We start from the raw sequence: 22,845 nt of genomic DNA, 5'->3' as shown, positions 1-22,845 counted from the left end.
ACTTTAGTCAAACACTGCTTTGACAATACTCGATACTGGTTACGGCGCGACGAAAAAGAAAAAGCCTTTGCGTATCATAAGCAAAGGCTTGGATATATTACTCAGTAATGTATTCGGTAACACTCAAACCAAACCCACCCAATGCGTGATACTTTTTATCTGCAGAAGACAAGAGTTTCATTTCGTGCACACCCAAATCCGCAAGAATCTGCGACCCCACGCCTACTCGACGAGAAGTGCCCTGCTTTTTAGCCATCGTCGGTGCTGAGCCATTATCTTGTTGCTCAAAGACCTTGATCTTATGGACGATGAAATCGGTACTTTCTTCATTACCGAGAATCACCAATACCCCACCGTCTTGTCCAATGCGCTTCATTGCCTTGTCCAGAGTCCAACTACGATCTGAGTTTCGGTTCGAGCGTAAGATATCGGTAAAGGTATCTTGCAAATGGACCCGAACTAGCGGAGTACTAGCCGTTAAATCACCCGCGCACATCGCATAGTGAATTTGATTATCGATGGTATCGCGATAAGTCACCAATTCAAAATCACCAAATTCAGTGGGTAAGTGACACGCAGCAACACGCTCAATAGTGGTCTCATTGTTGTTACGATACTCGATGAGATCAGCAATGGTACCCAACTTAATATTGTGCTTTTCCGCGAAGACTTCTAGATCAGGGCGACGCGACATCGTGCCATCGTCATTCAGGATCTCAACAATCACGGAAGCTGGCTCTAAGCCTGCGAGTTTTGCCAGATCACAGCCAGCTTCGGTATGCCCGGCTCGGGTAAGCACTCCGCCATCTTGCGCCGCCAGCGGAAAAATATGCCCTGGCTGCACTAAATCTGCTGCTTTTGCGTCTTTTGCGACCGCAGCTTGAACCGTACGAGCTCGGTCTGCAGCTGAGATACCAGTAGTTACACCTTCTGCCGCCTCAATAGACACGGTGAAGTTGGTAGTGTATTGAGCGTTATTGTCTTGAACCATAGGGGGAAGGCCAAGTGTTTCACAACGGCTTTTGGTCATAGTCAGGCAGATCAACCCTCGACCATGAGTGGCCATAAAGTTGATGGCTTCTGGTGTGATATGTTCAGCGGCCATAATAAGGTCACCTTCATTCTCACGGTCTTCATCGTCCATTAGGATAACCATTTTCCCAAGGCGAATGTCTTCAATGATTTCTTGCGGCGTACTAATCGGCATTTCACATTCCTATTTTGGTTCGTTGGGCATCTAGCTTTGCATTAAATGTTAAGCGAAGCCATTTTGTTGTAGGAAGTCCATGGTGATTCGAGACTCAGGCTCGCTGCTGGTCTTCGATTGCAATAATCTTTCCATATAGCGTGCTAGGACATCCACTTCTAAATTAATTTTTCGGCCAACATGAAAGTTGTCGATGGTCGTTTCTTCTGATGTATGAGGCACAATGGTCAGCTTAAACGCATCTTTGCGTACATCGTTTACGGTCAGGCTGATACCATCCACGGTAATTGAACCTTTTTCCGCCACATATTTGCTCAGCTCAGACGGCATTTGCACCCAAAATTCGATAGCGCGACCCACTTGTTGTCGGTCCACAATTTCACCAACACCATCCACGTGTCCTGATACAATGTGGCCACCAAATCGTGTCGTTGGCAGCATTGCTTTTTCTAGGTTTACTTTGTCGCCAACACTGTAATGGGCAAACCCCGTTTTCTTAAGCGTCTCAACGGACAGGTCGGCATGATAACTGTTGGTTGTAAAGCTCGTCACCGTAAGACAGACACCATTAGTCGCAATACTATCCCCTAGTTTTACGTCACTCATGTCCAGTTTGCCCACTTCGACATGAATGCTGATATCTTCCCCTTTTGGAGTGATACCTTTTAATGTGCCGACCGCTTCAATTATTCCTGTAAACATTGTTCTACTTCTGTTTTAGTTTTGGTATGGCAACGATACGAATGTCGCATCCCACCAAACGAATATCTTGTATGTCGAGTTCGATGACATCTTGCATCTTTGTCAATCCAAGTGCCCCGATAAGTCCTCGCCCATCGGCCCCCATAAGCTTAGGGGCTAAATAGACAATCAGCTCATCCACAAGCTGTTGCTGAATCAAGGAACCTGCTAACGTCGCCCCCGCCTCTACCCAGATATGATTGATTTGTTGTTCTTTAGCAAGGCGTTGCAAGGTTTCGGCCAAATCCAGTTGATTCGCTGAATTCGTTGCCACGTTAAGATCCCCCCCCGCCTGCGCGACTCGAGTAATCTCGCCCTCAGAGTGAAACAACTTCAGGTCACTTGATAGGACATGTTGTCTATCTAAAATCACGCGAGTAGGTTGGCGCAACTGTGCAGGTTCAATCACATCCGTCACATAACTGGGTAACTCACCCCAACGCACATTCAAAGAGGCGTTGTCTTCGACCACTGTTTTGCTTGTTGACAGAATGGCCCCTGATTGAGCTCGATATGCTTGCACATCTTGACGCGCTTCAGGGCCGGTGATCCACTGACTTACGCCATTGGATAACGCTGTTTGCCCATCAAGACTGGCGGCCATTTTAAGTTGGACAAATGGCATCCCCGTTTCCATTTTCTTCAGAAAACCAGGATTCAGAGCGCGTGCATCTTGTTCCAGAAGGCCAACTGATACCTCAATACCTGCTTCGCGAAGCATATTGAAACCACGCCCGGCGACTTGTGGATTAGGATCAGACATGGCACAAATGACTTTAGACACCCCGGCTTTGATCAGTCCTTCTGCACATGGAGGCGTTCGTCCATAGTGTGAGCAAGGCTCAAGGGTGACATAGGCGGTGGCGCCCTTGGCTCGCTCGGCTGCCATTCTCAAGGCATGCACTTCCGCATGAGGTTCACCGGCTTTCTTATGATAGCCTTCTCCCACGACCTCATTATTGACAGTAATAACGCAGCCTACATTAGGGTTGGGCGCAGTGGTAAAGCGTCCCCTTTTCGCGAGCTCAATGGCACGGCTCATCATTTGATAATCAATAGCGCTAAATTGGCTCATAACTTTCCATATCTATGGCTAGATGAATCAGCATCGGTCAGTTTTCAAGACGAGCGATTTCTTCTCCAAACTCTCGAATATCTTCGAAACTTCGATAAACGGAGGCAAAGCGAATATAAGCAACCTTATCTAACTCTTTTAGTTGATTCATCACAAGGTTACCAATCATTTCACTCGGTACTTCACGCTCTCCAGTCGCTCGAAGTTGTGATTCGATATGACTGATGGCGAGTTCAATAGCGTCTTCACTTACCGGACGCTTTTCTAGAGCACGCTGAATGCCACCAACCATTTTATCTTTGTTAAAAGGCTCTCGGTTACCATTGGACTTAATGACCTTTGGCATCACCAGTTCCGCCGTTTCAAAAGTGGTGAAACGCTCACTACATGCCAAACATTGACGGCGACGGCGCACCTGATGGCCATCTGCTACCAACCTTGAGTCGATAACCTTTGTATCATTTTCAGTGCAAAAGGGACAATGCATAACACCTCCTGTGGTTGATTTCCCAGTTTAGCGAAAATTCACCTATTAAGAAATCCACTATTTTGAACAGTTAAACCCGTTCTCTTTGGTATTGCTGAATGGCCTCACACTGTTGCCATTCAAACGTATCAATAAGGTTTTGCCAAACCGTATCAAACTTGGCAGAAATGGTAATGTTCTGCTCTGTGATTGGGTGAACAAACTCCAGCTTTGAAGCGTGCAACAACAAGCGATATGAATCAAAATGTTCACGAAACAAACGGTTATGCCTCCCATCACCATGGCTGGTGTCACCGATAATTGGATGACTTAAATGGTGCATATGTCGACGGAGTTGGTGCTTTCGTCCTGTTTTTGGCTTCATTTCGACTAAGCAATAACGGCTAGTTGGAAATCGTCCCGTTGAATAAGGCACTTCTACCGACGCCAGTGGCTGATAAGCCGTGACAGCAGGCTGCGCTTCTTTGTCTTGCGACGCAAATTTATCCGCGATCTTGTCGAGTTCTACTTTCAGAGGGTAATCGAGAACGTCGCCTTCATTAATCCAACCACGAACGATGGCGTGATAGGTTTTTTCAATGTTGTGCTCAGCAAACATCGGCATTGTCTGTGAAGCTACTTCACTCGACAAAGCAAATAACAACACACCAGACGTTGGACGGTCTAAGCGATGCAGAGGGAACACGTGCTGACCAATTTGGTCACGTAATGTTTGCATGACAAAACGCGTTTCGTTTTTATCTAGCCACGAACGATGCACAAGCATGCCTGCTGGCTTATTTACCGCGACTAAATATTGATCTTGATAAACGATCTCGAGTGGTTCGACGGCAGGTAAAGCTACGATATCAGTCATTTCGCACTGCCATCCATTTTTTTCAATACTAGGATAATTTCTTGATACTCCGGACTCAGCTTCCAGACTTCTTCGAAGTAAGGAGCTATCTCAAACCCTTTTGGCAAAGGTTGCCCTAGTTCTATCATAGATTCAATACGCTGAATAAATACCCACTGTAGCCACTCATGGGGCTCCAAGGTATCGACAGAAAAAGGTTGTTCACTGCTCATTGCACTCGCTGTTGGCGCGTGGGCTTGCCACAGTGCATGTTTTTTAAGCAATTCTCTTAGCTCTACAAGCAATAACTTCATGGTAAATAGGCCGTTCGTTAGGATTTGGTCTCATCATTCGATGAAATTGGCAACCAATGACTTGAAAATTCGCGATAGAATACCATCTATTGTTCTATACCCAAACCGTACTAGGAATTACTCCATGGATACCATTCATACTTTGTCGGACCTTCTGGTAAACAGCGGCTGCGAGTATCATATTTATGATATTTCTCGACGAGTTCAACGCATCGACAATGAACAATTTGCCAACGTTGAACAAGCAAGCCAACCGTACCCCTATCCGATTCAAAGACAGGCTCAGTTTGCGATTGCTTATTGGAATGCGGAGAAACAGCCTTGGATATGGTTTCTGAAGTTTAATCTCGATGAACGCGGCCTCCTTAGCCAAGCGGATGTGGGTCAATTTCTGAAGTTTGTCATGGAAGCCATGGGCACTCGTTTGAGTAAAGAAATGAGTGAGGAGCAGCAACAAAAGCTCGCCAACAACCCGTTTACTTTCAAACCCAAAGACGACAAACTTGCCGTTTTTCATAGTTTACTTCGCGCTGAGTTAGCATTACCCACTAGTCAATACTACACACATGCGCAGGAGTATTTTGCGGGGAAATTGGGTTGGGATAATTGGCAAACGGTTGGTCTACAGGGAATTACAGACATCGCCGCGCGTCTCAATACTGACGACAATAATCGTCTGGTAAGAACCAGTTTACGTCATATTGCTAACGAGCCAAGATATGCACTGTTAGGAGCATTAGAGCATATCAGCCTTCCAGCTAAAGTTTCTGATACGTTGTTTGAATTAGCGCAAAGAGAATTAGAGACACAACACGCTGATCTGTTTCTCCTCTCAGCGTATGTCCGCGCCTTATCAGGCGGTAAACCAGAACAACTTGAGTCGCTGATTTCGACTATTTTGGCAAGTCCAACACTCAGCCATCAAGAAATCCTAATCGCCATTGCTGGCCGTTCTTGGTTACCGTTAACCACACCAGCATTGGCGGAGCAATTTCTGATTAGACTGGCGCAAACAGGAAACCAAACTCTGTTCAACCAGCTGTTCGCTGATTTGGTTATGATGCCAAGTTTACGATTAGTACTGTTACCACTACTACACTCTAGCCCTTCCCCTGAACTGGCACAGGCGTTAGTTGCTTTGCAGCAAAGTGCCACACAGGGTCGAATGCACTAAGGAGAACCAAGGGTGATCGATCATTTACTAATGATCTTGGCATTAAGCCTATTTTGTTTTTTGTTCTGGCAACAAAGACGTCAAGGCGAAATTGCGAAAGTTGCAGTGAGTCGGCGATGTAAGGAACTTGACCTGCAGATGCTCAGTGTGTCGTTCGGCTCACATAGATTGAGAGATGCCAACGGCAGATGGGGTTGGCATACTATTTATGAATTTGAGTTTTCAGCCCTAGGCGATGATTACTATCAAGGAAAGCTGTTGATGAAAGGCTTTCATGTTCTGAATTTTCACCTGCCACCTCACCGAATATAGATTGAAAGATCAAATAGCGGCCGTGTTCATCTTTGGCATGGCCTATTTGCTCAAAGCCAAGTTTCTGAAGCAATCTAATGGAAGGCTCATGGTCAGTGTCGACATTTGCAGTCAACTTACTTAACCCTAAGCTAGCCACTACATCAGGAATAAACGCGCGCAACACTTCCGTGGCAATACCTTTATTCCAATACTGTTTATCAAAGATATACCCCAATTCACCCTCACTGCTCGCGTGCCTATTAACAAAAATATGGCCAAGATAGTCTCGAGTTCTAATATCCAATACCGCCATGGCATAAATATCAGGGTCGCTTAATATCGATTGAAAAATAGTGCGTGCTTTTGCCAATGTGTGAGGGCCATTCATATGCTTTCGATTCTTGGCACACACGTTAAGCATAAGAAAATCCGACTCAAGATGGTCGGTATAGGGGATTAATACTGTCCGTAGCGTAGCGATCGTCATAACGTTATTACATTCCTTTGATTTCGCGTGCAGACTATAACAAGTGATTGCATGAGATTTATTGATCTCAGATATAAGAAAAGCCCCAACACTTGCGTATTGGAGCTATAGTCTTACTCGCAGCAGTCCGGCTACTAAAAAATGCTCCATGCATCATCCGTAATAGTGGCTGAATCCTTCAGCTATATCCATTCGTCGCCGTCCTAGCGGTGTCCATCTCATCCAATGACGCTAACCATCCCAGTCAGCTCGCTTCACTTGTTCCTTGAGCGGTGTCCTTGACCATCATCCTGATGGGGTTCCTTCACTCTCCTGAGTGTATCCTTTTCCTTTAAAATCATCTTCCTGATGATTGTTCGCATCCCGCGCTATCCTAACTTCCTTGCTGGTTACGTTTCCCTTGGTAACCAAATCTTCTTCCTGAAGATGACCTTCCTATGTCTTTCCTGTTCCGTGTCAGCATCCTTCCGACAGGTTCTAATTTACGCGATTGCCGTTTTTGAGCAATGCAGAAAACTCAATTTTTTCTGAATTTAATTGTTTCAATCTGGTTAAAAACCATTATTTACAATAACTTAAAACAAATCACTTCCAAATTTCTCGCGATTTTTTCTCTTTATCTCACAGATGCTGTGAGAGATCTCGCACACGGGTTTTCCATTTTAGCTCGACGACTGATAAAGACGTCAAAATCAAAGTGTGACAAACATCACTTTATGCTTTTCTATACCCAGCTCTTAATCAATAAGGTACTATTTGGCTATCCCTTATTGACTGGAAAAAATCATGCTAACGAAAGATGTCTCAGCAGAGATTGAAGCCGCGTTAAACTCATTGCATGCAGAAGGCAAGGAGCCTACCGTTGCGTTGGTAAAAGCGCGTTTGAAGACCAAAGTCCCTATGCCAGCACTTATTACTGTGATCAAATCGTGGAAAAGCAGCCAACATGTTCCAAAAGTCGAAGTAGCAGCAGAGCCTGAAGTGCAACCGTTAGAGCTCAGAGTGAAAGAACTTGAACAACAAGTCTCATTACTGATGACAAGACTGGCTAAGTTGGAGCAGAGCAATGGTTAAAATTTGGGTGGATGCGGATGCGTGTCCAAAGGTAATTCGTGAAACCATCTGTAGGGCGGCAGAGCGCACAGGGTTAACTTGTACATTCGTAGCAAATCATACCGTTCCAGTCCCAAGACGCGAGAATATACACTCTCTAACTGTGCCATCTGGATTTGACATTGCCGATAACGAAATTGTTAAACGTGTTGGCGAAGGTGACTTGGTCATCACTTCAGATATTCCACTTGCAGACGAAGTGATCACTAAGCATGCCCTAGCACTTAGTCCGCGTGGTGAAATGTACACGAAAGAGACAATTAAAGCGCGACTCAATATTCGCGATTTTATGGATACCATGCGCTCTAGCGGTGTGCAAACTGGTGGGCCTGCACCGTTAGGACAAACAGAAAGACGCGAGTTTGCCAACAACCTGGACCGCTTTTTAGCCAAAGCAACTCGATAGCCGTCGCTAAGCAAAATAATCGCTCCGGGCTTCACCAACAAAAAAGTCAGAGCTTATCGCTCTGACTTCTTCCATTTATCACTGTGTGATTTATCAAGCGCGTGGCAAGTAATCCGCTTTTCCGACCCACTTATAGCTCGTTAGCTCTTCTAAGCCCATAGGGCCGCGAGCATGAAGCTTCTGAGTCGATACGGCAACTTCAGCACCTAAACCAAACTGCGCACCGTCGGTAAAACGCGTAGATGCGTTAACATAAACCGCCGCTGAACCTGCCGAGTTGATAAACTTTTCTGAATTCACTAGGCTATTAGTCATAATGGCATCCGAGTGGCTCGCGTTGTGTACACGCATATGGTGGATAGCTTCTTCTACATCGGCGACCACTTTCACACCGAGTGTGAAGCTCAACCATTCAGTATCAAAATCACCTTCACCTGCACTTCTTAGATCCTCAGTACCCGCTAAAATAGCCTTCGCTTTTGGCTCAGCAACTAAGCTAACTTTGCCTTGCAGACGTTCGGCAAGCATAGGCAAGAACTCCGCCGCAACCTTCTCATGTACGAGTAGGGTATCCAAGGCATTACACGCAGATGGGCGCTGAACTTTAGCGTTTTCGACCACATCTAAAGAACGGACTAGGTCAGCAGACTCGTCAACGAAAATATGACTGATGCCAAAACCGCCAATGATCACTGGGATATTGCTGTTTTCTTTACACATTTTGTGTAGACCTGCGCCACCACGAGGAATGATCATATCGACGTAGTCATCCAGTTTAAGCAACTGTGATACCAACTCACGGTCAGGTTTTTCGATATATTGGACCGAAGCCGCAGGTAAACCAGCTTTATCCAGTGCCGATTGAATGACTTTCACCAGCTCCATATTCGAGTAGAACGTCTCTTTACCGCCACGCAAAATGCTTGCGTTACCTGTTTTTAGGCAAAGCGCCGCAATATCAATGGTCACATTAGGGCGTGCTTCGTAGATCACACCTACCACACCAAGCGGTACGCGACGACGAGACAGGCTCATGCCGTTCTCTAGGACTCTGCTGTCAATTTCACTGCCCACGGGATCAGATAAAGTAATCACATTACGCACATCATCTGCAATCCCTTTTAGGCGCTGCTCGTTTAATAGTAAACGGTCTAAAAGAGCTTCACTTAGCCCTGCTTCACGGCCGAGCTCAATATCTTTAGCGTTTGCCGCTAAGATGACGTCAGCGCTTGCTTCTAGTTCATCAGCAATGATCTGTAGTGCATTGTTCTTTTGAGCCGTAGACGCGGTCGCCAGGGCAAAGCTCGCTTGCTTAGCGTTCTGGCCCAGTTTAATCATATCCATAACTTATCCCTTTATTTTTAATCTTGAATGACAACCATATCGTCGCGGTGAATAACCTCAGCACCATAGTCGTAGCCTAGAGTCTCACCGATCTCTTTACTGTGTTTTCCAGCAATTTTTGCTAGATCAGTATCGGAGTAGCCACAAATTCCTTTTGCAACAAGCGCTCCGTCTTTGGTTGTCACACGTACCACTTCTCCGCGAGAGAAATGGCCTGTAACTTTAACGACACCTTTTGCTAGCAAGCTGCTACCTTTGCCTATTACAGCGTTGACTGCGCCAGCGTCAAGAACAATGTTACCGGTTGCCGCCGGTCCCGCTAGAATCCAACGTTTTCGGTTTTCTAGTGCTTCTGGAAGCGGTAGAAAACGCGTACCTTGAGGCTGGTCAGATAATGAGTCAAACACCACATTCTCGGCACTGCCGGCAGCGATTATGACTTCAATACCAGCACGGCGTGCAATATCTGCCGCCTGAAGTTTCGTTGCCATACCACCAGTGCCCAAAGTCGTACCACTGCCACCGGCAATTTTACGAAGGGTTTCATCAATGGTTGTTACTTCACGAATCAGTTCTGCATTTGGGTCTTTACGTGGATCAGCCGTAAATAAGCCTCGTTGATCAGTCAACAGTAGTAATTTATCCGCGCCACATAAAATACCGACTAACGCAGATAAATTGTCGTTATCACCCACTTTTATCTCGTTCGTTGCGACAGCATCATTTTCGTTAACGACTGGAATAATGTCATGCTCAACCAAAGCGTTGATGGTGTCACGGGCATTCAAAAAGCGCTCACGATCTTCTAGGTCGGCGCGAGTCAGTAACATTTGACCAATTTTAAGGCCATAAATGGCAAACAATGATTCCCAAACTTGAATTAACTGACTTTGACCTACAGCCGCAAGTAGCTGTTTGCTCGCCATCGAGTTGGGAAGCGCGGGGTATCCAAGATGTTCTCTGCCTGCCGCAATAGCACCAGACGATACCACAACTACAGAGTGCCCAAGCTTTTTCAGCTCAGCACATTGTCTAACGAGCTCCACCATATGCGCTTTATTTAACGCAAGGGAACCACCTGTAAGAACACTTGTTCCTAACTTCACCACTACAGTTTTCTTCTCTGTAGCTTGACGATTAATATCAGTTGTCATCTCTGTTTGTTGGACACGAAAATTAAATAAGGAGTGATGTTTTAGCAATCAAACATCATTTATACAAGCAAAAAGTGAGTGGATTGGAAAAGCAGCAAAAAAAAAGCCCCAATTGAGACATTGGGGCTTTATATACGTTACACAAACTCTACTGAATCATCATGTATTGCTACATCCAGCGCGAATTTTTCTTGTAAGGCTGAAACTAGTTTTTCATGAAAAACTTCTTGTGTCCGAGTGATCTCTTCGGCGGCTGATTCTGGAGCCGATTCGAGCACCCACTCACCATCTTGGTTATAACGGCCAATTTGATAAGTGGCTTCAAACTGCTCGTCAGCTAAACATAAATCTAACCACCAGCCCCAAAACTCTCTATCTTCTGGAGACTTAGTATCGTCCACACAGACAGACAGACAATCGAAGTGATAGAAGCCTTCTTTGCATAGTGGTTCTCTAAGATAAGGCCCAATAGCTTTTAGAGCTGTGAGTAAACGATAATGCGTAGGATTCTTAGCCGCTTCAGACATGGGGAAACTCCATTTATAAGTAAAACTAGTTATTGAATTGAAATAGCGTTAAATTTTCCGAGATATTTATTGTTTTATCATATATTTGATTACATGCTCATTTCATATTTAACCAATTTACCACAAATGTCACCTCCAAAGTTCGTCCTCCAACCACTTGATCGCCATTTCGAGTGATTGCTCATATCCTTTGGTAATACCTTTTGCTGGAATTTGCTTCGCTTTGCCGTAATCACTGAACATGGCGACCAAACGATTATCGGAATGTGGCGAAACCATATCCCCTTCCAAACTTAAGGCTAAAATCGGTACTTTGGTTCGACGAGCACTCAAGAAGCCTTGAACCTTCAAAGACCAAGCCATGAGTTGTCCGGATAAACTGTTAATATCAATAGCATCTTTCCCTAAACGCGACCCCAGCATATCCAAATACATTTTCGGCATATTTTTTAGCTTGTTCGGACTGGCTAAAATGTCGTGAATTGGCGCACCTAAAGCAACGCAGCCTTTAATTTTACCTGGCTCAAGGAATGACAGCCTCACCATTGCATTACCGCCAAAACGGAAGCCCAACAAGCCCACTTTAAAGTGATCCACCCAAGGAATCTTAGGGAGTTCATTAAGCACAGCTTGGTGCAAGCAGGAAGTATCTTCCGTTAGCGTCCAATGAGAACTGTGTCCGATGGATGGCATATCCACCGTTAGCATAGCGATACCTGCCGGAGCAAGATAGTCGCGGAATAGGCGCCACATATCGGTCTGCAACGAATCCAATCCCGCACTGACAATGACGACAGGTTGCGGCTTATCGGTACTGACAAGGTGAAGGTTAGCTATGATTTGTTTGTTTTTATACGGTACTTCAATTTGCTTTATGATGTGACTTGTGCGCTTTGCCGCCTCGTTGTAAGCGGTATTCGCTAGCACCTGCGCCTGCAAGGCCAAGTTGTCATTTTTAAGATGAGGGTAACCGGCAATACTAAAACACAGTGACGCTTTAAATAGCTCTTCTGCTGAATCATCCCCCGTGACATCATTGGCGCGCTTTTGATGCTGCATACCAAGCTTGGTCCACTCATAATTCCAATTACCACCGTGGTAACCCATGACTGTATCTAACCAATCATCCACTGTTCTGGAATGTTTAGAGGAAGCGATCGTCGCTAGCACGCGCTCTTGCTCAATAGGGTCCACACCTTGCCAAACCCATTGCAAGCGCAACAAATTACGATACCAAGATGTTGGATTTTGCGCTCTGCGCTCCTCAAGCAACTTTTCACTACTCGGCATATATCTGATGAGGCGAGAGGTTTCTTTTGCCTGTTTGTTTTTCTCGAACAACGTCTCAGAGATATTCTTGCTGGTTTCTTCAGACATGTCATCGCCTTCTAATGGAACTTTGTCCTATATAGTAATAAAAAAAATGACCCAATAAAGGGTCATTTTTCGCAAATACAGATTGATGTATTTATTTTTGTTTACGGTTGATTGGCTCAACGTAAGACAGCACCATATCCCATGGTTGCTCAATCCAACAGTCCTGAGCGATGTCAACGATGTATTCATCAACAAGCTCAACACCCGCAGGTTTCGCACAGACTGTTACAAATTTAGCTTTAGGGTACATCTCGCGGATCTTACGAGCAGTGTCGCCACTGTCTACTAAATCATCAACGATTAGATAACCTTCACCATCATGCTCAGGTGCTTTTAGCACTGTCATGTCACGCTGATGATCGTGATCGTAGCTAGAGATACATACTGTATCTACGTAACGAATACCTAGCTCACGAGCCAGAATTGCAGCAGGAACCAGACCACCACGGCTTACGCCTAGAATGCCTTTCCACTGTTCTGCTGGCATTTGACGCTCAGCAAGTTGACGGCAATATGCGTGCATATTGTCCCATGTGATGATGAATTTGTTAGCCATAGTAAAAACCTAATTAAAACGTGTTCGTGCGTTATGCAGCCAAAATGTACTTCATGATAAAGATTGCCGACATTACCCATACACTTAGGGAAACGTCACGTCCTTTACCACTCAATGCTTTGATCGCCGCGTAAGCAATGAAACCTAACGAGATACCTTCTGCAATAGAGAATGTAAAAGGCATCAGCAAGCAAGTTACAACAACCGGCGCAGCTTCTGTAATGTCTCTCCAGTCGATACCAACTAGACCAGACATCATAAGAATTGCTACGTAAAACAGAGCACCTGCAGTTGCGTAAGCTGGGATCATACCCGCCAAAGGCGAGAAGAATAAAGCAAGTACAAACAAAATGCCAACAACAACTGCAGTCAGACCTGTACGACCGCCAGCAGCCACACCTGCTGTACTCTCTACATATGAGGTTGTGTTTGACGTACCCAGTAGTGCACCTACTGATGTCGCTGTTGAATCCGCTAGAAGCGCTTTGTTCAAGCGTGGGATTTTGCCATCTTTGCCGATTAAATCTGCTTTTTGAGCAACGCCAACCAGCGTACCTGCAGTGTCAAACAAGTCGACGAATAAGAAAGCAAATACCACTGAAATCATGCCGATCTCAAACACGGCTGAGAAATCTAATTGCATGAAGGTAGGCGCAATGCTTGGTGGAGCAGACATGATACCGCCCCACTGCACGTCACCAAACATAAGACCAAGACCGGTTACCGCCAAGATAGCGATCATTACTGCACCTTTTACACCACGGTGTACAAGTGCAATAGTCAGGAAGAAACCAACTGCAGCGAGAGTTGCTGGCAATGACGTGATATGACCAAGCGAAACCAGTGTTGCTGGGTTATCGACAACAATACCCGCGTTTTTCAGCGCGATAAGTGCCAAAAATAGACCAATACCGGCAGAAATACCGGTTCTGAGCGACATTGGAATGGAGTTAATGATCCACTCACGAATTTTGAAAACACTCAAAAGGATGAACAAGACACCTGAGCAGAATACTGCCGCTAGAGCCACTTGCCATGTGTAACCCATACCTAGCACAACAGCGTAGGTAAAGAACGCATTCAGTCCCATACCAGGAGCCTGTGCGATTGGATAGTTAGCTACGAAGCCCATGATGAAACAGCCAATAGCAGCCGCAAGACAGGTAGCAACGAATACTGCGCCGCGATCCATGCCTGCATCAGCTAGAATTGCTGGGTTAACAAAAATAATGTAAGCCATCGTCAGGAAGGTTGTTAAACCTGCGATGATCTCAGTGCGCACATTGGTGCCATGTTCACTGAGTTTAAACAGCCTTTCGAGCATAATCGAATCCCTAAAATGTAAAAAGTAAACGGTTGCGTAAACGATTGGCGCGAATTATAAGGTTATCAAAACGCAAATTCCACCTAGAATTTTGACTCTAAACCAAATAATTTTAAGTTGATATGAAACCTATTCGGTAACAATAACTAACAATTTGATGTAGTTACTCAATCGCCAATAGAATTCAGTGTAGTCAGGCTATTTACCGTTCGTTCACTATTTGAACGTTTTTTGAGATTAAGACGGTAGTTTGGGGAGATAAAAGACAAAAAAAACGCCACTCAGTTGAGTGGCGGTAGAATAATTTGGTCATCAATTGGGGTATATAACCAACGAAAAATTCTAAATATAGGGGTATAAATCGTTCACTATCTACCAAAGTAGACATTGTACGCGAAGTCTTTTGTGTATACGTTTTGAGTTGTCCAAAACATCGCGCTTGCTAAACCTTTCATAAACATCACCTTCTAACAAAACATCATTATGCATAGTTTGCTTTGAATCTCGGTTCCTTGGAGGCGATAAATCGGGCTCTTTCCATGAGCAGTATCGTTGATTCTCTCAACTGTTCAAAAGAATACCATATTGGTTTTTTATTACAAGTATAAAAGCGATATAAGTCACAATAACTAAAATTAAATCTTATTAATTACGTTATTTTGTAATTAAATTACATAACCTCCCCCTTGGATATGAGCTCTGTATTATTTAACAATGGTAACTAAGCTTTACTACCACGACGACAAGAGACACAAGGTTTGACTACTACCTGTTTACAACTAATGTTATCCTTTGCTTTATCTTAAATAAGCTAGAAAACCAGAGATTCCCATCGAAATATGAGAAATCTGGGGAACATCTATCTAGCAAAGCCCGTCAAAAGGAGAGTTCCGTGTCTGAATTCCATTCTGAAATCAGTAAGTTGTCACCAGCACCTGTCTGGCAATTTTTCGATAAAATCTGCTCAATCCCACACCCATCTAAGCACGAAGAAGCTCTAGCTGAGTACATTGTAGGCTGGGCTAAAGAGCAAGGCTTAGACGTAAAGCGTGACACAACTGGCAACGTCTTCATTAAGAAACCAGCAACCGCAGGCATGGAAAACAAAAAAGGTGTCGTTCTACAAGCGCACATCGATATGGTGCCGCAAAAGAATGAAGACACCGACCATGACTTTACTGTCGACCCGATTCAGCCTTATGTCGATGGTGAATGGGTAACGGCAAAAGGCACAACTCTGGGTGCTGATAACGGTATTGGTATGGCGACATGCTTGGCCGTCCTTGCTTCTAATGATATCAAGCATGGCCCACTAGAAGTGTTACTGACTATTGATGAAGAAGCAGGAATGACCGGCGCGTTTGGCCTAGAGTCTGGTTGGTTAGAAGGTGAAATTCTACTTAACACCGATTCTGAACAAGAAGGCGAAGTCTATATGGGCTGTGCGGGCGGTATCGATGCAGCGCTGACGTTAGACATCACACGTGAGTCAGCACCAGAAGGTTACGTAGCCCGTCAACTCACCTTAAAGGGCCTTAAAGGTGGTCACTCTGGCTGCGACATTCATACTGGTCGTGGTAATGCCAATAAACTTCTCGCTCGCTTCTTAGCTGGTCACGCTAAGGAACTCGATGCTCGTCTGATTGAATTCCGTGGTGGCAGTTTGCGCAATGCCATTCCTCGTGAAGGTTTTGTCACTCTGGCACTTCCTGAAGCAAACCTAGCCAAGCTTGACGAGCTATACAGTTTTTATACTGAACTGCTTAAATCTGAACTCGGTGCCATTGAAACTGACATTGTTACCTTTAATGACGCGGCCGATTTAGCTGAAACCTTCACAATTGAATCTCAAACGCGCTTTGTTGCCGCACTCAATGCCTGCCCAAATGGCGTGATTCGCATGAGTGACGACATTGAAGGGGTTGTAGAAACCTCTCTAAATGTTGGTGTGATCACGACTCAAGCAGACAAAGTTGAAGTGCTTTGCTTAGTTCGCTCCCTCATTGATTCTGGACGTTCACAAGTTGAAGGAATGCTTGCCTCTATTGCAGAACTTGCTGGTGCAAGCATTCAATGCTCAGGAGCCTACCCTGGTTGGAAACCAGATCCAGAATCAGAAATCATGGCAATCTTCCGCGATATGTACGAAGGCATCTACGGTCACAAGCCAAATATCATGGTCATTCACGCGGGTTTAGAATGCGGTCTATTCAAAGAACCTTACCCTAATATGGATATGGTCTCTTTCGGCCCAACGATTAAATTTCCGCACTCACCAGATGAGAAAGTGAAAATTGATACCGTTGAATTGTTCTGGAACCAAATGGTCGCTCTGCTAGAAGCTATCCCTGCTAAAGCATAACCTGCTGTTTTAATCGCCATTATTAAGCCGATGTTTAACCACAACATCGGCTTTTTTGTTTCATATCAAACGGCAATTTTGTTTTTTCCAGCTCCCATGTGTATATTGAGACAAGTTATCATTTACAGAGAGCATTGATATGCAAGTTTACGGTTGTTGTGATTTAGTAAGAGAAATTTATGCCCAAATCGGTAGCGGAGATCAGGGCTATGTGCCTCAGGCCATTGCATGTGCGGTTCGCGCATTAAATGACATTGCTGCGGACGAATCATTACCAAAAGACGCGCGTGAAAAAGCGGCGTTTGCAGCTGCAAACCTACTGATTTCTGACTTTGAAGATAAATAGAGACCAAAACATGAATTTAGCAAACTTTGAGACGATGGATCCCGTTATGCTTATGAGTATTGTTAACATGAAGCTAAGAGATGATTTTGGCGGTAATCTTGATGAACTCACACGCTTTTTTGACATCAGCAAATCAGCATTAATCGATAAGTTAGCGCAAGCTGGATTTGACTTTCTACCAGAGGCTGGGCAGTTCCGTTAGGCCACTCCACCTTGGTTAACGAAAAAGCTCTGCCTAGGCAGAGCTTTTTCGTTCATTAATGGCATCGATAACTTAACCGAATGATGCCCAGATGACGGTTGCCACTAGGATCGGACAGATAAACTTCACGTAAAACGGCCAAATTTTACCAAACCATCCTAATTGAAGATCTGGACAACCCTGTTCAAGCTCTTTTATCTTACTGGCTCGACTCCATACCCAACCACCGAACACACAGAACAACAGCGCAGCGACGGGTTGCAAATACTGAGTAGCAACCATAGCGACCAAACCAAATAACTCACCAAAGTTGAAGACAATATAAACACTAAATAAAGCGATAAGTGCACCTAATACCCAACTGGTTTTCTTGCGACCCGTTTTGAAACGCTCATCTACTAGCGCAACAGGGCATTCCAGCATTGAAATGGACGAGGTCAGTGCTGCGATTGTCAACAAGATGAAAAACACAACCGAGAACACTAAGCCCAACATACCAAGCGATTCGAACATTAATGGCAGAACGGTAAAGACGAGAGTGTCCGAGCTAAGCAGCGAGCCATCTTCAGCGTAGATCTGTACGCCTTTTTGCATCGCGACAAACATAGCTGGCATAACAACAAGCCCCGCAATGAAAGCGACCGCGGTGTCTACCAACGTCACGTTCATTGCCATCTTCGGCAGGTTCTCTTTTTTAGAAAGATACGAACCATAGATCAACATAGAGCAGCCACCAATGGTTAAAGAGAAAAAACCCTGCCCCATCGCAGCCAGAATCAACTTTCTATCCCACACTTTCTCAAAGTCCGGAATCAGATAGTGCTTCAGCCCTTCCATTGCTCCCTGCTGCATCATGATGTAAACAAACAATAGTGCAAACAAAATGAACAACGACGGCATTAATCTCGTCGACCATTTTTCGATACCGTGTTTAACGCCACCTTGGACAATCAAGATCGTAAGAAGATAAAACACTATGGTGCCAAATACATTCCTTTCAACGCTGAATCCCTTAAACCAATCGGCAAGCGCGGAAAAGCCTGCAATATCAGCCAAGGCTCCAAACAAAAAACAAATTAACCAGCCACCCACTATCGAATAAAAGGCCAACACTGCGCAAGGGACAGAAAGGCCAATCCAACCAACAATGCCTCCGGCACGCTTACCCAAAGCACTGCTCGTTAGCGATTTCATACTATCAACTGGGTTCGCCTGACCATGACGACCGATAGCCATCTCGGCTACCAACATTGGGAAAGCGACGACTAATATCATCACCAAATAAACCAATAGAAATGCACCGCCACCATTACTAGCAGCTTGAGTCGGGAAGCCCCAGATGTTACCTAGACCGACGGCAGCACCAGCGGCTGCTAATATAAAACCGAGTCGAGATCCAAAGTGCTCCCTTGGAGCTGAAGAAGAGTTAGAAATATCCACTGAAATTATCACACCGTACTAGTTTGCTGATACAGTATGTTAAAAATCCAATTCGTGCAATTTAATTTAGTGAAATACTCTAATTTAACACCCAGAGATGACAGTAAGTTTTTCACCACATGAGAATAAAAGCACCAATCATCAATAACGACGACAAAAACAGAACAAATCGATAACATTTACAAGAAAAGCTTCGCTAATTATTCGTTAGCGAAGCTTTTCTTGTAGTTCAAATCGGTCGCAGGCTAGATGGTAAAGACTTGGTAATCTTTCAGCTCAGGTATTTTGTTTTGAAGCTCTTGCTCTTCTTGGGCGACATCATTTAACGAATCGCAGTAGTCTTCTGCTTGTTGCTTCAATGAGTCTGATTGCTGTTTCATCGTATCTGACATTCGAGTCTTAAGCTCATCCATTTGCTTGGATAACTCGGTCAAATTCAACCCACCCTCTTCGCTCATTTTCTCTTGAAGAGCGGTAAATGCACTACTAAAGAACTCCTTGTTAAACACCTCTTTCGCTTTGGCTACATCCTGCTCCCAGTTGTCCATAAAAGAGCTGAATGCTTCCGACTTGAGGACAAACTCACCATTGCGTTCATACCGAGACTCTACGTCCGTAAAAAACTCCGCAACCGCTTGTTTAACATTTTGAAAAGCGTCTGAATTGTCAAAACTCTCTGAAACATCATCAATGAGATCGTTAGTCAGCTCAAGGCCATGTTCTGCCAATTCTTTGGCTTTAGGAACATACTTATTCATGTTCTCTCGGTAGCTCTCTAGAGCTTCTTTTTGTAGCTGATTTAACTCAATGGGTTTTCCATTGATAAACAGATTGTTGTCTTCATCTATCAATACTTTTGAGGATGACGCCTTAACGATTTCCACTTGCTCGCCATCCAAATGAACTTCATTCTTGATGTCGACACCACATTGGCCAATTGCCATAGCCTGACCTGACATTAACAAAGTGCCAAGTAGCAGACTACATCCAATCTTGTTCTTGTGCTTGTTCATAAATTACCTTATAGCATACGCTTAAATTAAGTTAATGATAGCATAATGCATGGGTTGCTCTCCAATGGTAACCGTGACTTCATCATCCAGCGTCTGGCCTAACAGAGCGTTACCTAACGGCGATTGTGGAGTGACGACCTTTATTGTCATCCCTTTAATAGATACGCCACCGGCGCACGGGAGAACAAAGAACTGGTTTACCACACCATCGCTATCTTCTAAGTCTACTAGAGCGGTGAGTTTGATGCGGTCTTGCGATGAAAACGCTTTGACCTGCGTTTTACGAAGCAATGCGATGTCGTTTTTTATTTGCTCTAACCTTACTGCCTGCCCATGAGCAAGATATGATGCCTCCAGCGCTAAAGTATCATATTTATGCTCAGGCACGGTTTCTTCGTTAGTAGCGGCATCAACGGTTTTCTCCATTGCCGACATTAATGCGGCAACATTTTGTTCTAGTTGGGTAATAACGTCTTCGAGCAGCGCTTGCTTATCCATTTGGTTCCTTAACACAATGAGGGGTACAAACAAAAATCAGTCTTCAAACATGGTCAATTGTCGGGCTTGTTCTAATGGCTCTAACATCACACTTAACCCTAGCAAGCGAATTTCTCTACCTTGTTGGCGCTCCAACACCTCACGAAGTAAATCTTTAAAATAAGCTAAGTCCAGTCTATTGTGTACGTGCTCGATCGTCGTCTGTTTGAAGTCAGCAAACTTCACCTTGATACCTTGTTTGATAACATTACGTTTTGGCTTGGCTTTAGAGAGTCGCATATCCAATTCAGGATACAACTTTTCTTCTATCATCTGCCAGCATTGCTCAAAGCTTGAAATATTAGTGCTAAATGTGCGTTCGACACCGATGGACTTACGCTCTCGTTCGACGACAACTTCACGCTCATCAATACCGTGACTCTTTTTCCATAGAGAAGCGCCGAGTCGACCAAAACGCACTATTAAGTCTCGATAATCACTATTTCTCACGTCTAAGCACGTAAAAAGCCCCGCTTTGTTTAACTTTTCAAGACTTACCTTACCGACTCCAGGAATTTTACCAAGATCAAGTTCATCAATAACCGCCTGGACTCTATCTGGCGGTATAACAAACTGGCCATTAGGCTTATTCATATCAGAGGCAATTTTTGCTAAAAACTTTAACGGTGCAACTCCTGCAGACGCTGTGAGTTGCAATTCATTCCAGATATCGCTGCGAATCGCTTCTGCAATAAGGGTGGCCGAATTCTGACAATGGGGCGAATCTGTCACGTCCAAATACGCTTCGTCTAAAGAAAGTGGCTCAATTAACGGCGTATAACGCGAGAATATCTCACGGATTTTTACCGAAGTCTCTTTATAGACTTGCATTCGACCCGGCACAAGCAACAAGTGTGGACACAGTTTCAATGCTTGTGCCGTAGGCATCGCCGAGCGGACACCAAACTTTCGAGCCTCATAGTTGCACGTACTTATCACGCCGCGTTGTCGCTCACTCCCCCCAACAGCTAGAGCTTTGCCTCGATAATGTAGGTTATCACGCGTTTCGACGGCTGCATAAAAGCAATCCATATCGACATGGATGAATTTTCGTATTTTATCAGACACGTCTCACACAACTGTTTATTTATACAGTTCAATTATACGCCGAGTTTTCTGGTTAGCAAAACAAAAAGACCAGAGTCATACTCTGGTCTTTTCACTCATACTAAGGTCGTCGCCGTTTACACCATCGATAACCCATATTTCTACGCAATTCTGCGTTAAGCAATACGATCTTTTTCCCACGCAGCTAGTTTTTCTGCGCGAGCTTGTTCACGTGCTTCACGTTTCTTACGTGCATCACATGGTTCTGGACAGTTACATACTTTATCAATACCTACAGCGCCCAAACCGCCACAGCTGCCTTTCACCACTTTCTTTTGGATAATATAGCCAATCGACATGGCAGCAATGACCACTAAGAAAACACCAAACGTAATTAAAAATGTATTCATGTGATTGACCCGTTACTTGTTCAGATAAGGTTTAAACGCTTCTGATGCAAACTCTTCAAAACCGTCTTCTGTTTTAACTATTATAAAAGCTGGAATATTATTTTTCTCAGCTATCTCTAAAGCTTTCTCTTCACCCAAAACCATCAGACCTGTTGCTAGACCATCTGCAGTCATCGATGATTTATCCAAAACTGTCACCGACACCACTTTATTGTGGATAGGCTTGCCCGTTGTCGGATCGATGATATGAGAGTAACGAACACCGTCTTTTTCGAAGTAATTACGGTAGTCGCCTGACGTTGCAATCGCCATATCTCCAGGTTCGATAATCTCTTGGACACTGCGTTCGTCAACCGTCGGTTTTTCAATCGCAATGCGCCATCTAACATTATCACGATTAAGACCTTTTAGACGCATTTCGCCGCCTACTTCAACCATGTAGTCTTGAATCCCAATACTCTCAAGGTAATCGGCTAAGACATCAACACCCCAGCCTTTGGCAATGGTAGACAAGTCAACATACAAACTACGAAGGTCTTTTCTCAGTGTGGTATCCGTTGCCGACAAATGCTTAATTCCGGTTTGTGCTTTACGAGCCGCTAGTTCTTCATCACTAGGAACGACTTCCGGACGAGCTTCTGGTCCAAAACCCCACAAATTAACGAGCGGCCCTACGGTTACATCCAAAGCGCCCTGTGTGACAGCATTCAAACGAATCGCTTCATTAACCACAAGCGCAGTTTGACGTGAAACAGGGAACGGTTCTTTGCCATAATAGCGGTTAAAGCGACTCAATTCCGAATCTTGGCGATATGTTGACATCTGATCGTTTACTTCTTCCAGTAATCGATTGATCTCTGCTTGAATTACTTCTGGTTTTGGAGACGTGTCAGTAACAATGTATTTCACATTGTAGATCGTGCCCATTGTTGGACCACTTAGATGCACCTGTTCACGATTGTCGCCGCAACCAGATAAAATTATCGTCGCGAATAGTGCGACTGCCATTAGCTTTATATATTTAGCTAGATGAAACATACCTTTACTTACCTACTGTCAAAAGTATTTACGTT

The 22,845-nt window shown here is 44.5% G+C and carries 26 protein-coding genes; 7 read left to right on the top strand and 19 right to left on the bottom strand.

The window, feature by feature from the left end; genetic code table 11:
• Positions 1-97 precede the first annotated feature (97 nt).
• From ribBA to VTH8203_RS21145, 6 genes are all read right to left on the bottom strand, one after another.
• Positions 98-1,207 (bottom strand): bifunctional 3,4-dihydroxy-2-butanone-4-phosphate synthase/GTP cyclohydrolase II, encoded by a 1,110-nt coding sequence (gene ribBA, locus VTH8203_RS21170; RefSeq protein WP_096995439.1) that lies wholly within the window; start codon positions 1,205-1,207, stop codon positions 98-100.
• A gap of 48 nt (positions 1,208-1,255) precedes the next feature.
• Positions 1,256-1,909: a riboflavin synthase gene (locus VTH8203_RS21165; protein ID WP_096995438.1), complete on the bottom strand. Its 654-nt coding sequence runs from the start codon at positions 1,907-1,909 to the stop codon at positions 1,256-1,258.
• A gap of 4 nt (positions 1,910-1,913) precedes the next feature.
• On the bottom strand, positions 1,914-3,023 hold the full coding sequence (gene ribD / locus VTH8203_RS21160; protein ID WP_096995437.1) for a bifunctional diaminohydroxyphosphoribosylaminopyrimidine deaminase/5-amino-6-(5-phosphoribosylamino)uracil reductase RibD: 1,110 nt from the start codon (positions 3,021-3,023) through the stop codon (positions 1,914-1,916).
• A 37-nt stretch (positions 3,024-3,060) separates the two neighbouring features.
• Complete coding sequence (gene nrdR, locus VTH8203_RS21155) at positions 3,061-3,510, bottom strand: transcriptional regulator NrdR (RefSeq protein ID WP_096995436.1); 450 nt, start codon at positions 3,508-3,510, stop codon at positions 3,061-3,063.
• 70 nt (positions 3,511-3,580) lie between these two features.
• Entirely contained in the window at positions 3,581-4,366 is a 786-nt protein-coding gene (truC, locus tag VTH8203_RS21150) for a tRNA pseudouridine(65) synthase TruC (protein ID WP_096995435.1), read from the bottom strand.
• Entirely contained in the window at positions 4,363-4,659 is a 297-nt protein-coding gene (locus VTH8203_RS21145) for a YqcC family protein (RefSeq protein ID WP_096995434.1), read from the bottom strand. Before VTH8203_RS21145 ends, truC begins: the two co-directional genes overlap by 4 nt.
• A 124-nt stretch (positions 4,660-4,783) precedes the next feature.
• On the opposite strand from VTH8203_RS21145, the gene VTH8203_RS21140 reads away from it, so the two are divergent.
• Both VTH8203_RS21140 and VTH8203_RS21135 read left to right on the top strand, forming a co-directional pair.
• Positions 4,784-5,833 (top strand): DUF3549 family protein, encoded by a 1,050-nt coding sequence (locus VTH8203_RS21140; RefSeq protein WP_096995433.1) that lies wholly within the window; start codon positions 4,784-4,786, stop codon positions 5,831-5,833.
• A gap of 12 nt (positions 5,834-5,845) precedes the next feature.
• On the top strand, positions 5,846-6,145 hold the full coding sequence (locus tag VTH8203_RS21135; RefSeq protein WP_096995432.1) for a DUF3301 domain-containing protein: 300 nt from the start codon (positions 5,846-5,848) through the stop codon (positions 6,143-6,145).
• Here VTH8203_RS21135 and VTH8203_RS21130 read toward each other — a convergent pair.
• Positions 6,036-6,614 (bottom strand): GNAT family N-acetyltransferase, encoded by a 579-nt coding sequence (locus VTH8203_RS21130; protein ID WP_096995431.1) that lies wholly within the window; start codon positions 6,612-6,614, stop codon positions 6,036-6,038. The two genes, VTH8203_RS21135 and VTH8203_RS21130, sit on opposite strands and share 110 nt — an antisense overlap.
• A gap of 786 nt (positions 6,615-7,400) precedes the next feature.
• On the opposite strand from VTH8203_RS21130, the gene VTH8203_RS21125 reads away from it, so the two are divergent.
• Positions 7,401-7,688 carry a hypothetical protein gene (locus VTH8203_RS21125; RefSeq protein ID WP_096995430.1) on the top strand — a complete coding sequence of 96 codons (288 nt, stop codon included), beginning with the start codon at positions 7,401-7,403 and terminating at the stop codon, positions 7,686-7,688.
• The gene (locus VTH8203_RS21120) at positions 7,681-8,133 is read left to right on the top strand and encodes a YaiI/YqxD family protein (RefSeq protein WP_096995429.1); all 453 of its coding nucleotides are present in this window, start codon (positions 7,681-7,683) and stop codon (positions 8,131-8,133) included. Before VTH8203_RS21125 ends, VTH8203_RS21120 begins: the two co-directional genes overlap by 8 nt.
• 93 nt (positions 8,134-8,226) lie before the next feature.
• On the opposite strand, the gene VTH8203_RS21115 is transcribed toward VTH8203_RS21120, so the two are convergent.
• The 6 genes from VTH8203_RS21115 to VTH8203_RS21090 all read right to left on the bottom strand — a co-directional run bounded on the left by VTH8203_RS21115 (position 8,227) and on the right by VTH8203_RS21090 (position 14,415).
• Positions 8,227-9,477 (bottom strand): glutamate-5-semialdehyde dehydrogenase, encoded by a 1,251-nt coding sequence (locus VTH8203_RS21115; RefSeq protein WP_096995428.1) that lies wholly within the window; start codon positions 9,475-9,477, stop codon positions 8,227-8,229.
• Between the two features lie 17 nt (positions 9,478-9,494).
• The gene (gene proB, locus VTH8203_RS21110) at positions 9,495-10,631 is read right to left on the bottom strand and encodes a glutamate 5-kinase (protein ID WP_096995567.1); all 1,137 of its coding nucleotides are present in this window, start codon (positions 10,629-10,631) and stop codon (positions 9,495-9,497) included.
• A gap of 137 nt (positions 10,632-10,768) precedes the next feature.
• Positions 10,769-11,158: a sigma factor-binding protein Crl gene (crl, locus tag VTH8203_RS21105; RefSeq protein WP_096995427.1), complete on the bottom strand. Its 390-nt coding sequence runs from the start codon at positions 11,156-11,158 to the stop codon at positions 10,769-10,771.
• A 129-nt stretch (positions 11,159-11,287) separates the two neighbouring features.
• Entirely contained in the window at positions 11,288-12,535 is a 1,248-nt protein-coding gene (frsA, locus tag VTH8203_RS21100) for an esterase FrsA (protein WP_096995426.1), read from the bottom strand.
• A gap of 91 nt (positions 12,536-12,626) precedes the next feature.
• Complete coding sequence (gpt, locus tag VTH8203_RS21095) at positions 12,627-13,091, bottom strand: xanthine phosphoribosyltransferase (RefSeq protein ID WP_038229262.1); 465 nt, start codon at positions 13,089-13,091, stop codon at positions 12,627-12,629.
• A 31-nt stretch (positions 13,092-13,122) separates the two neighbouring features.
• Positions 13,123-14,415 carry an NCS2 family permease gene (locus tag VTH8203_RS21090; protein WP_096995425.1) on the bottom strand — a complete coding sequence of 431 codons (1,293 nt, stop codon included), beginning with the start codon at positions 14,413-14,415 and terminating at the stop codon, positions 13,123-13,125.
• 892 nt (positions 14,416-15,307) lie between these two features.
• Between VTH8203_RS21090 and VTH8203_RS21085 the strand changes: the two genes are divergently transcribed.
• The 3 genes from VTH8203_RS21085 to VTH8203_RS21075 all read left to right on the top strand — a co-directional run bounded on the left by VTH8203_RS21085 (position 15,308) and on the right by VTH8203_RS21075 (position 17,325).
• A complete protein-coding gene (locus VTH8203_RS21085) occupies positions 15,308-16,777 on the top strand; it encodes an aminoacyl-histidine dipeptidase (RefSeq protein WP_096995424.1) in 1,470 nt (489 codons plus the stop codon).
• 139 nt (positions 16,778-16,916) lie between these two features.
• The gene (locus VTH8203_RS21080) at positions 16,917-17,123 is read left to right on the top strand and encodes a YaeP family protein (RefSeq protein WP_096995423.1); all 207 of its coding nucleotides are present in this window, start codon (positions 16,917-16,919) and stop codon (positions 17,121-17,123) included.
• A gap of 10 nt (positions 17,124-17,133) precedes the next feature.
• Complete coding sequence (locus VTH8203_RS21075) at positions 17,134-17,325, top strand: DUF4250 domain-containing protein (protein WP_096995422.1); 192 nt, start codon at positions 17,134-17,136, stop codon at positions 17,323-17,325.
• Positions 17,326-17,397: 72 nt separating this feature from the next.
• On the opposite strand, the gene VTH8203_RS21070 is transcribed toward VTH8203_RS21075, so the two are convergent.
• The 6 genes from VTH8203_RS21070 to VTH8203_RS21045 all read right to left on the bottom strand — a co-directional run bounded on the left by VTH8203_RS21070 (position 17,398) and on the right by VTH8203_RS21045 (position 22,789).
• Positions 17,398-18,759, bottom strand: a complete 1,362-nt coding sequence (locus VTH8203_RS21070; RefSeq protein WP_096995566.1) for a sodium-dependent transporter — start codon at positions 18,757-18,759, stop codon at positions 17,398-17,400.
• Between the two features lie 251 nt (positions 18,760-19,010).
• Complete coding sequence (locus VTH8203_RS21065; protein ID WP_096995421.1) at positions 19,011-19,778, bottom strand: YggN family protein; 768 nt, start codon at positions 19,776-19,778, stop codon at positions 19,011-19,013.
• Between the two features lie 21 nt (positions 19,779-19,799).
• The gene (locus tag VTH8203_RS21060; protein WP_096995420.1) at positions 19,800-20,276 is read right to left on the bottom strand and encodes a GreA/GreB family elongation factor; all 477 of its coding nucleotides are present in this window, start codon (positions 20,274-20,276) and stop codon (positions 19,800-19,802) included.
• Between the two features lie 36 nt (positions 20,277-20,312).
• Positions 20,313-21,383, bottom strand: a complete 1,071-nt coding sequence (dinB, locus tag VTH8203_RS21055) for a DNA polymerase IV (protein ID WP_096995419.1) — start codon at positions 21,381-21,383, stop codon at positions 20,313-20,315.
• Between the two features lie 155 nt (positions 21,384-21,538).
• On the bottom strand, positions 21,539-21,772 hold the full coding sequence (gene nqrM / locus VTH8203_RS21050; RefSeq protein WP_096995418.1) for a (Na+)-NQR maturation NqrM: 234 nt from the start codon (positions 21,770-21,772) through the stop codon (positions 21,539-21,541).
• A 12-nt stretch (positions 21,773-21,784) separates the two neighbouring features.
• Positions 21,785-22,789: an FAD:protein FMN transferase gene (locus VTH8203_RS21045; protein WP_096995565.1), complete on the bottom strand. Its 1,005-nt coding sequence runs from the start codon at positions 22,787-22,789 to the stop codon at positions 21,785-21,787.
• Positions 22,790-22,845 lie beyond the last annotated feature (56 nt).

It is taken from the genome of Vibrio thalassae (assembly GCF_900089835.1).
Taxonomy (GTDB): Bacteria; Pseudomonadota; Gammaproteobacteria; order Enterobacterales; family Vibrionaceae; genus Vibrio; species Vibrio thalassae.
Note: the sequence above shows the minus strand (reverse complement) of the source record. Positions and strands in the feature narration are given on the sequence as shown.

Excerpts from the sequence above, each read along its gene's own strand:
- ribBA (WP_096995439.1), bottom strand. The coding sequence starts at position 1,207 with ATGCCGATTAGTACGCCGCAAGAAATCATTGAAGACATTCGCCTTGGG.
- VTH8203_RS21165 (WP_096995438.1), bottom strand. The coding sequence starts at position 1,909 with ATGTTTACAGGAATAATTGAAGCGGTCGGCACATTAAAAGGTATCACT.
- ribD (WP_096995437.1), bottom strand. The coding sequence starts at position 3,023 with ATGAGCCAATTTAGCGCTATTGATTATCAAATGATGAGCCGTGCCATT.
- nrdR (WP_096995436.1), bottom strand. The coding sequence starts at position 3,510 with ATGCATTGTCCCTTTTGCACTGAAAATGATACAAAGGTTATCGACTCA.
- truC (WP_096995435.1), bottom strand. The coding sequence starts at position 4,366 with ATGACTGATATCGTAGCTTTACCTGCCGTCGAACCACTCGAGATCGTT.
- VTH8203_RS21145 (WP_096995434.1), bottom strand. The coding sequence starts at position 4,659 with ATGAAGTTATTGCTTGTAGAGCTAAGAGAATTGCTTAAAAAACATGCA.
- VTH8203_RS21140 (WP_096995433.1), top strand. The coding sequence starts at position 4,784 with ATGGATACCATTCATACTTTGTCGGACCTTCTGGTAAACAGCGGCTGC.
- VTH8203_RS21130 (WP_096995431.1), bottom strand. The coding sequence starts at position 6,614 with ATGACGATCGCTACGCTACGGACAGTATTAATCCCCTATACCGACCAT.
- VTH8203_RS21125 (WP_096995430.1), top strand. The coding sequence starts at position 7,401 with ATGCTAACGAAAGATGTCTCAGCAGAGATTGAAGCCGCGTTAAACTCA.
- VTH8203_RS21120 (WP_096995429.1), top strand. The coding sequence starts at position 7,681 with ATGGTTAAAATTTGGGTGGATGCGGATGCGTGTCCAAAGGTAATTCGT.
- VTH8203_RS21115 (WP_096995428.1), bottom strand. The coding sequence starts at position 9,477 with ATGGATATGATTAAACTGGGCCAGAACGCTAAGCAAGCGAGCTTTGCC.
- proB (WP_096995567.1), bottom strand. The coding sequence starts at position 10,631 with ATGACAACTGATATTAATCGTCAAGCTACAGAGAAGAAAACTGTAGTG.
- crl (WP_096995427.1), bottom strand. The coding sequence starts at position 11,158 with ATGTCTGAAGCGGCTAAGAATCCTACGCATTATCGTTTACTCACAGCT.
- frsA (WP_096995426.1), bottom strand. The coding sequence starts at position 12,535 with ATGTCTGAAGAAACCAGCAAGAATATCTCTGAGACGTTGTTCGAGAAA.
- gpt (WP_038229262.1), bottom strand. The coding sequence starts at position 13,091 with ATGGCTAACAAATTCATCATCACATGGGACAATATGCACGCATATTGC.
- VTH8203_RS21090 (WP_096995425.1), bottom strand. The coding sequence starts at position 14,415 with ATGCTCGAAAGGCTGTTTAAACTCAGTGAACATGGCACCAATGTGCGC.
- VTH8203_RS21080 (WP_096995423.1), top strand. The coding sequence starts at position 16,917 with ATGCAAGTTTACGGTTGTTGTGATTTAGTAAGAGAAATTTATGCCCAA.
- VTH8203_RS21075 (WP_096995422.1), top strand. The coding sequence starts at position 17,134 with ATGAATTTAGCAAACTTTGAGACGATGGATCCCGTTATGCTTATGAGT.
- VTH8203_RS21065 (WP_096995421.1), bottom strand. The coding sequence starts at position 19,778 with ATGAACAAGCACAAGAACAAGATTGGATGTAGTCTGCTACTTGGCACT.
- VTH8203_RS21060 (WP_096995420.1), bottom strand. The coding sequence starts at position 20,276 with ATGGATAAGCAAGCGCTGCTCGAAGACGTTATTACCCAACTAGAACAA.
- nqrM (WP_096995418.1), bottom strand. The coding sequence starts at position 21,772 with ATGAATACATTTTTAATTACGTTTGGTGTTTTCTTAGTGGTCATTGCT.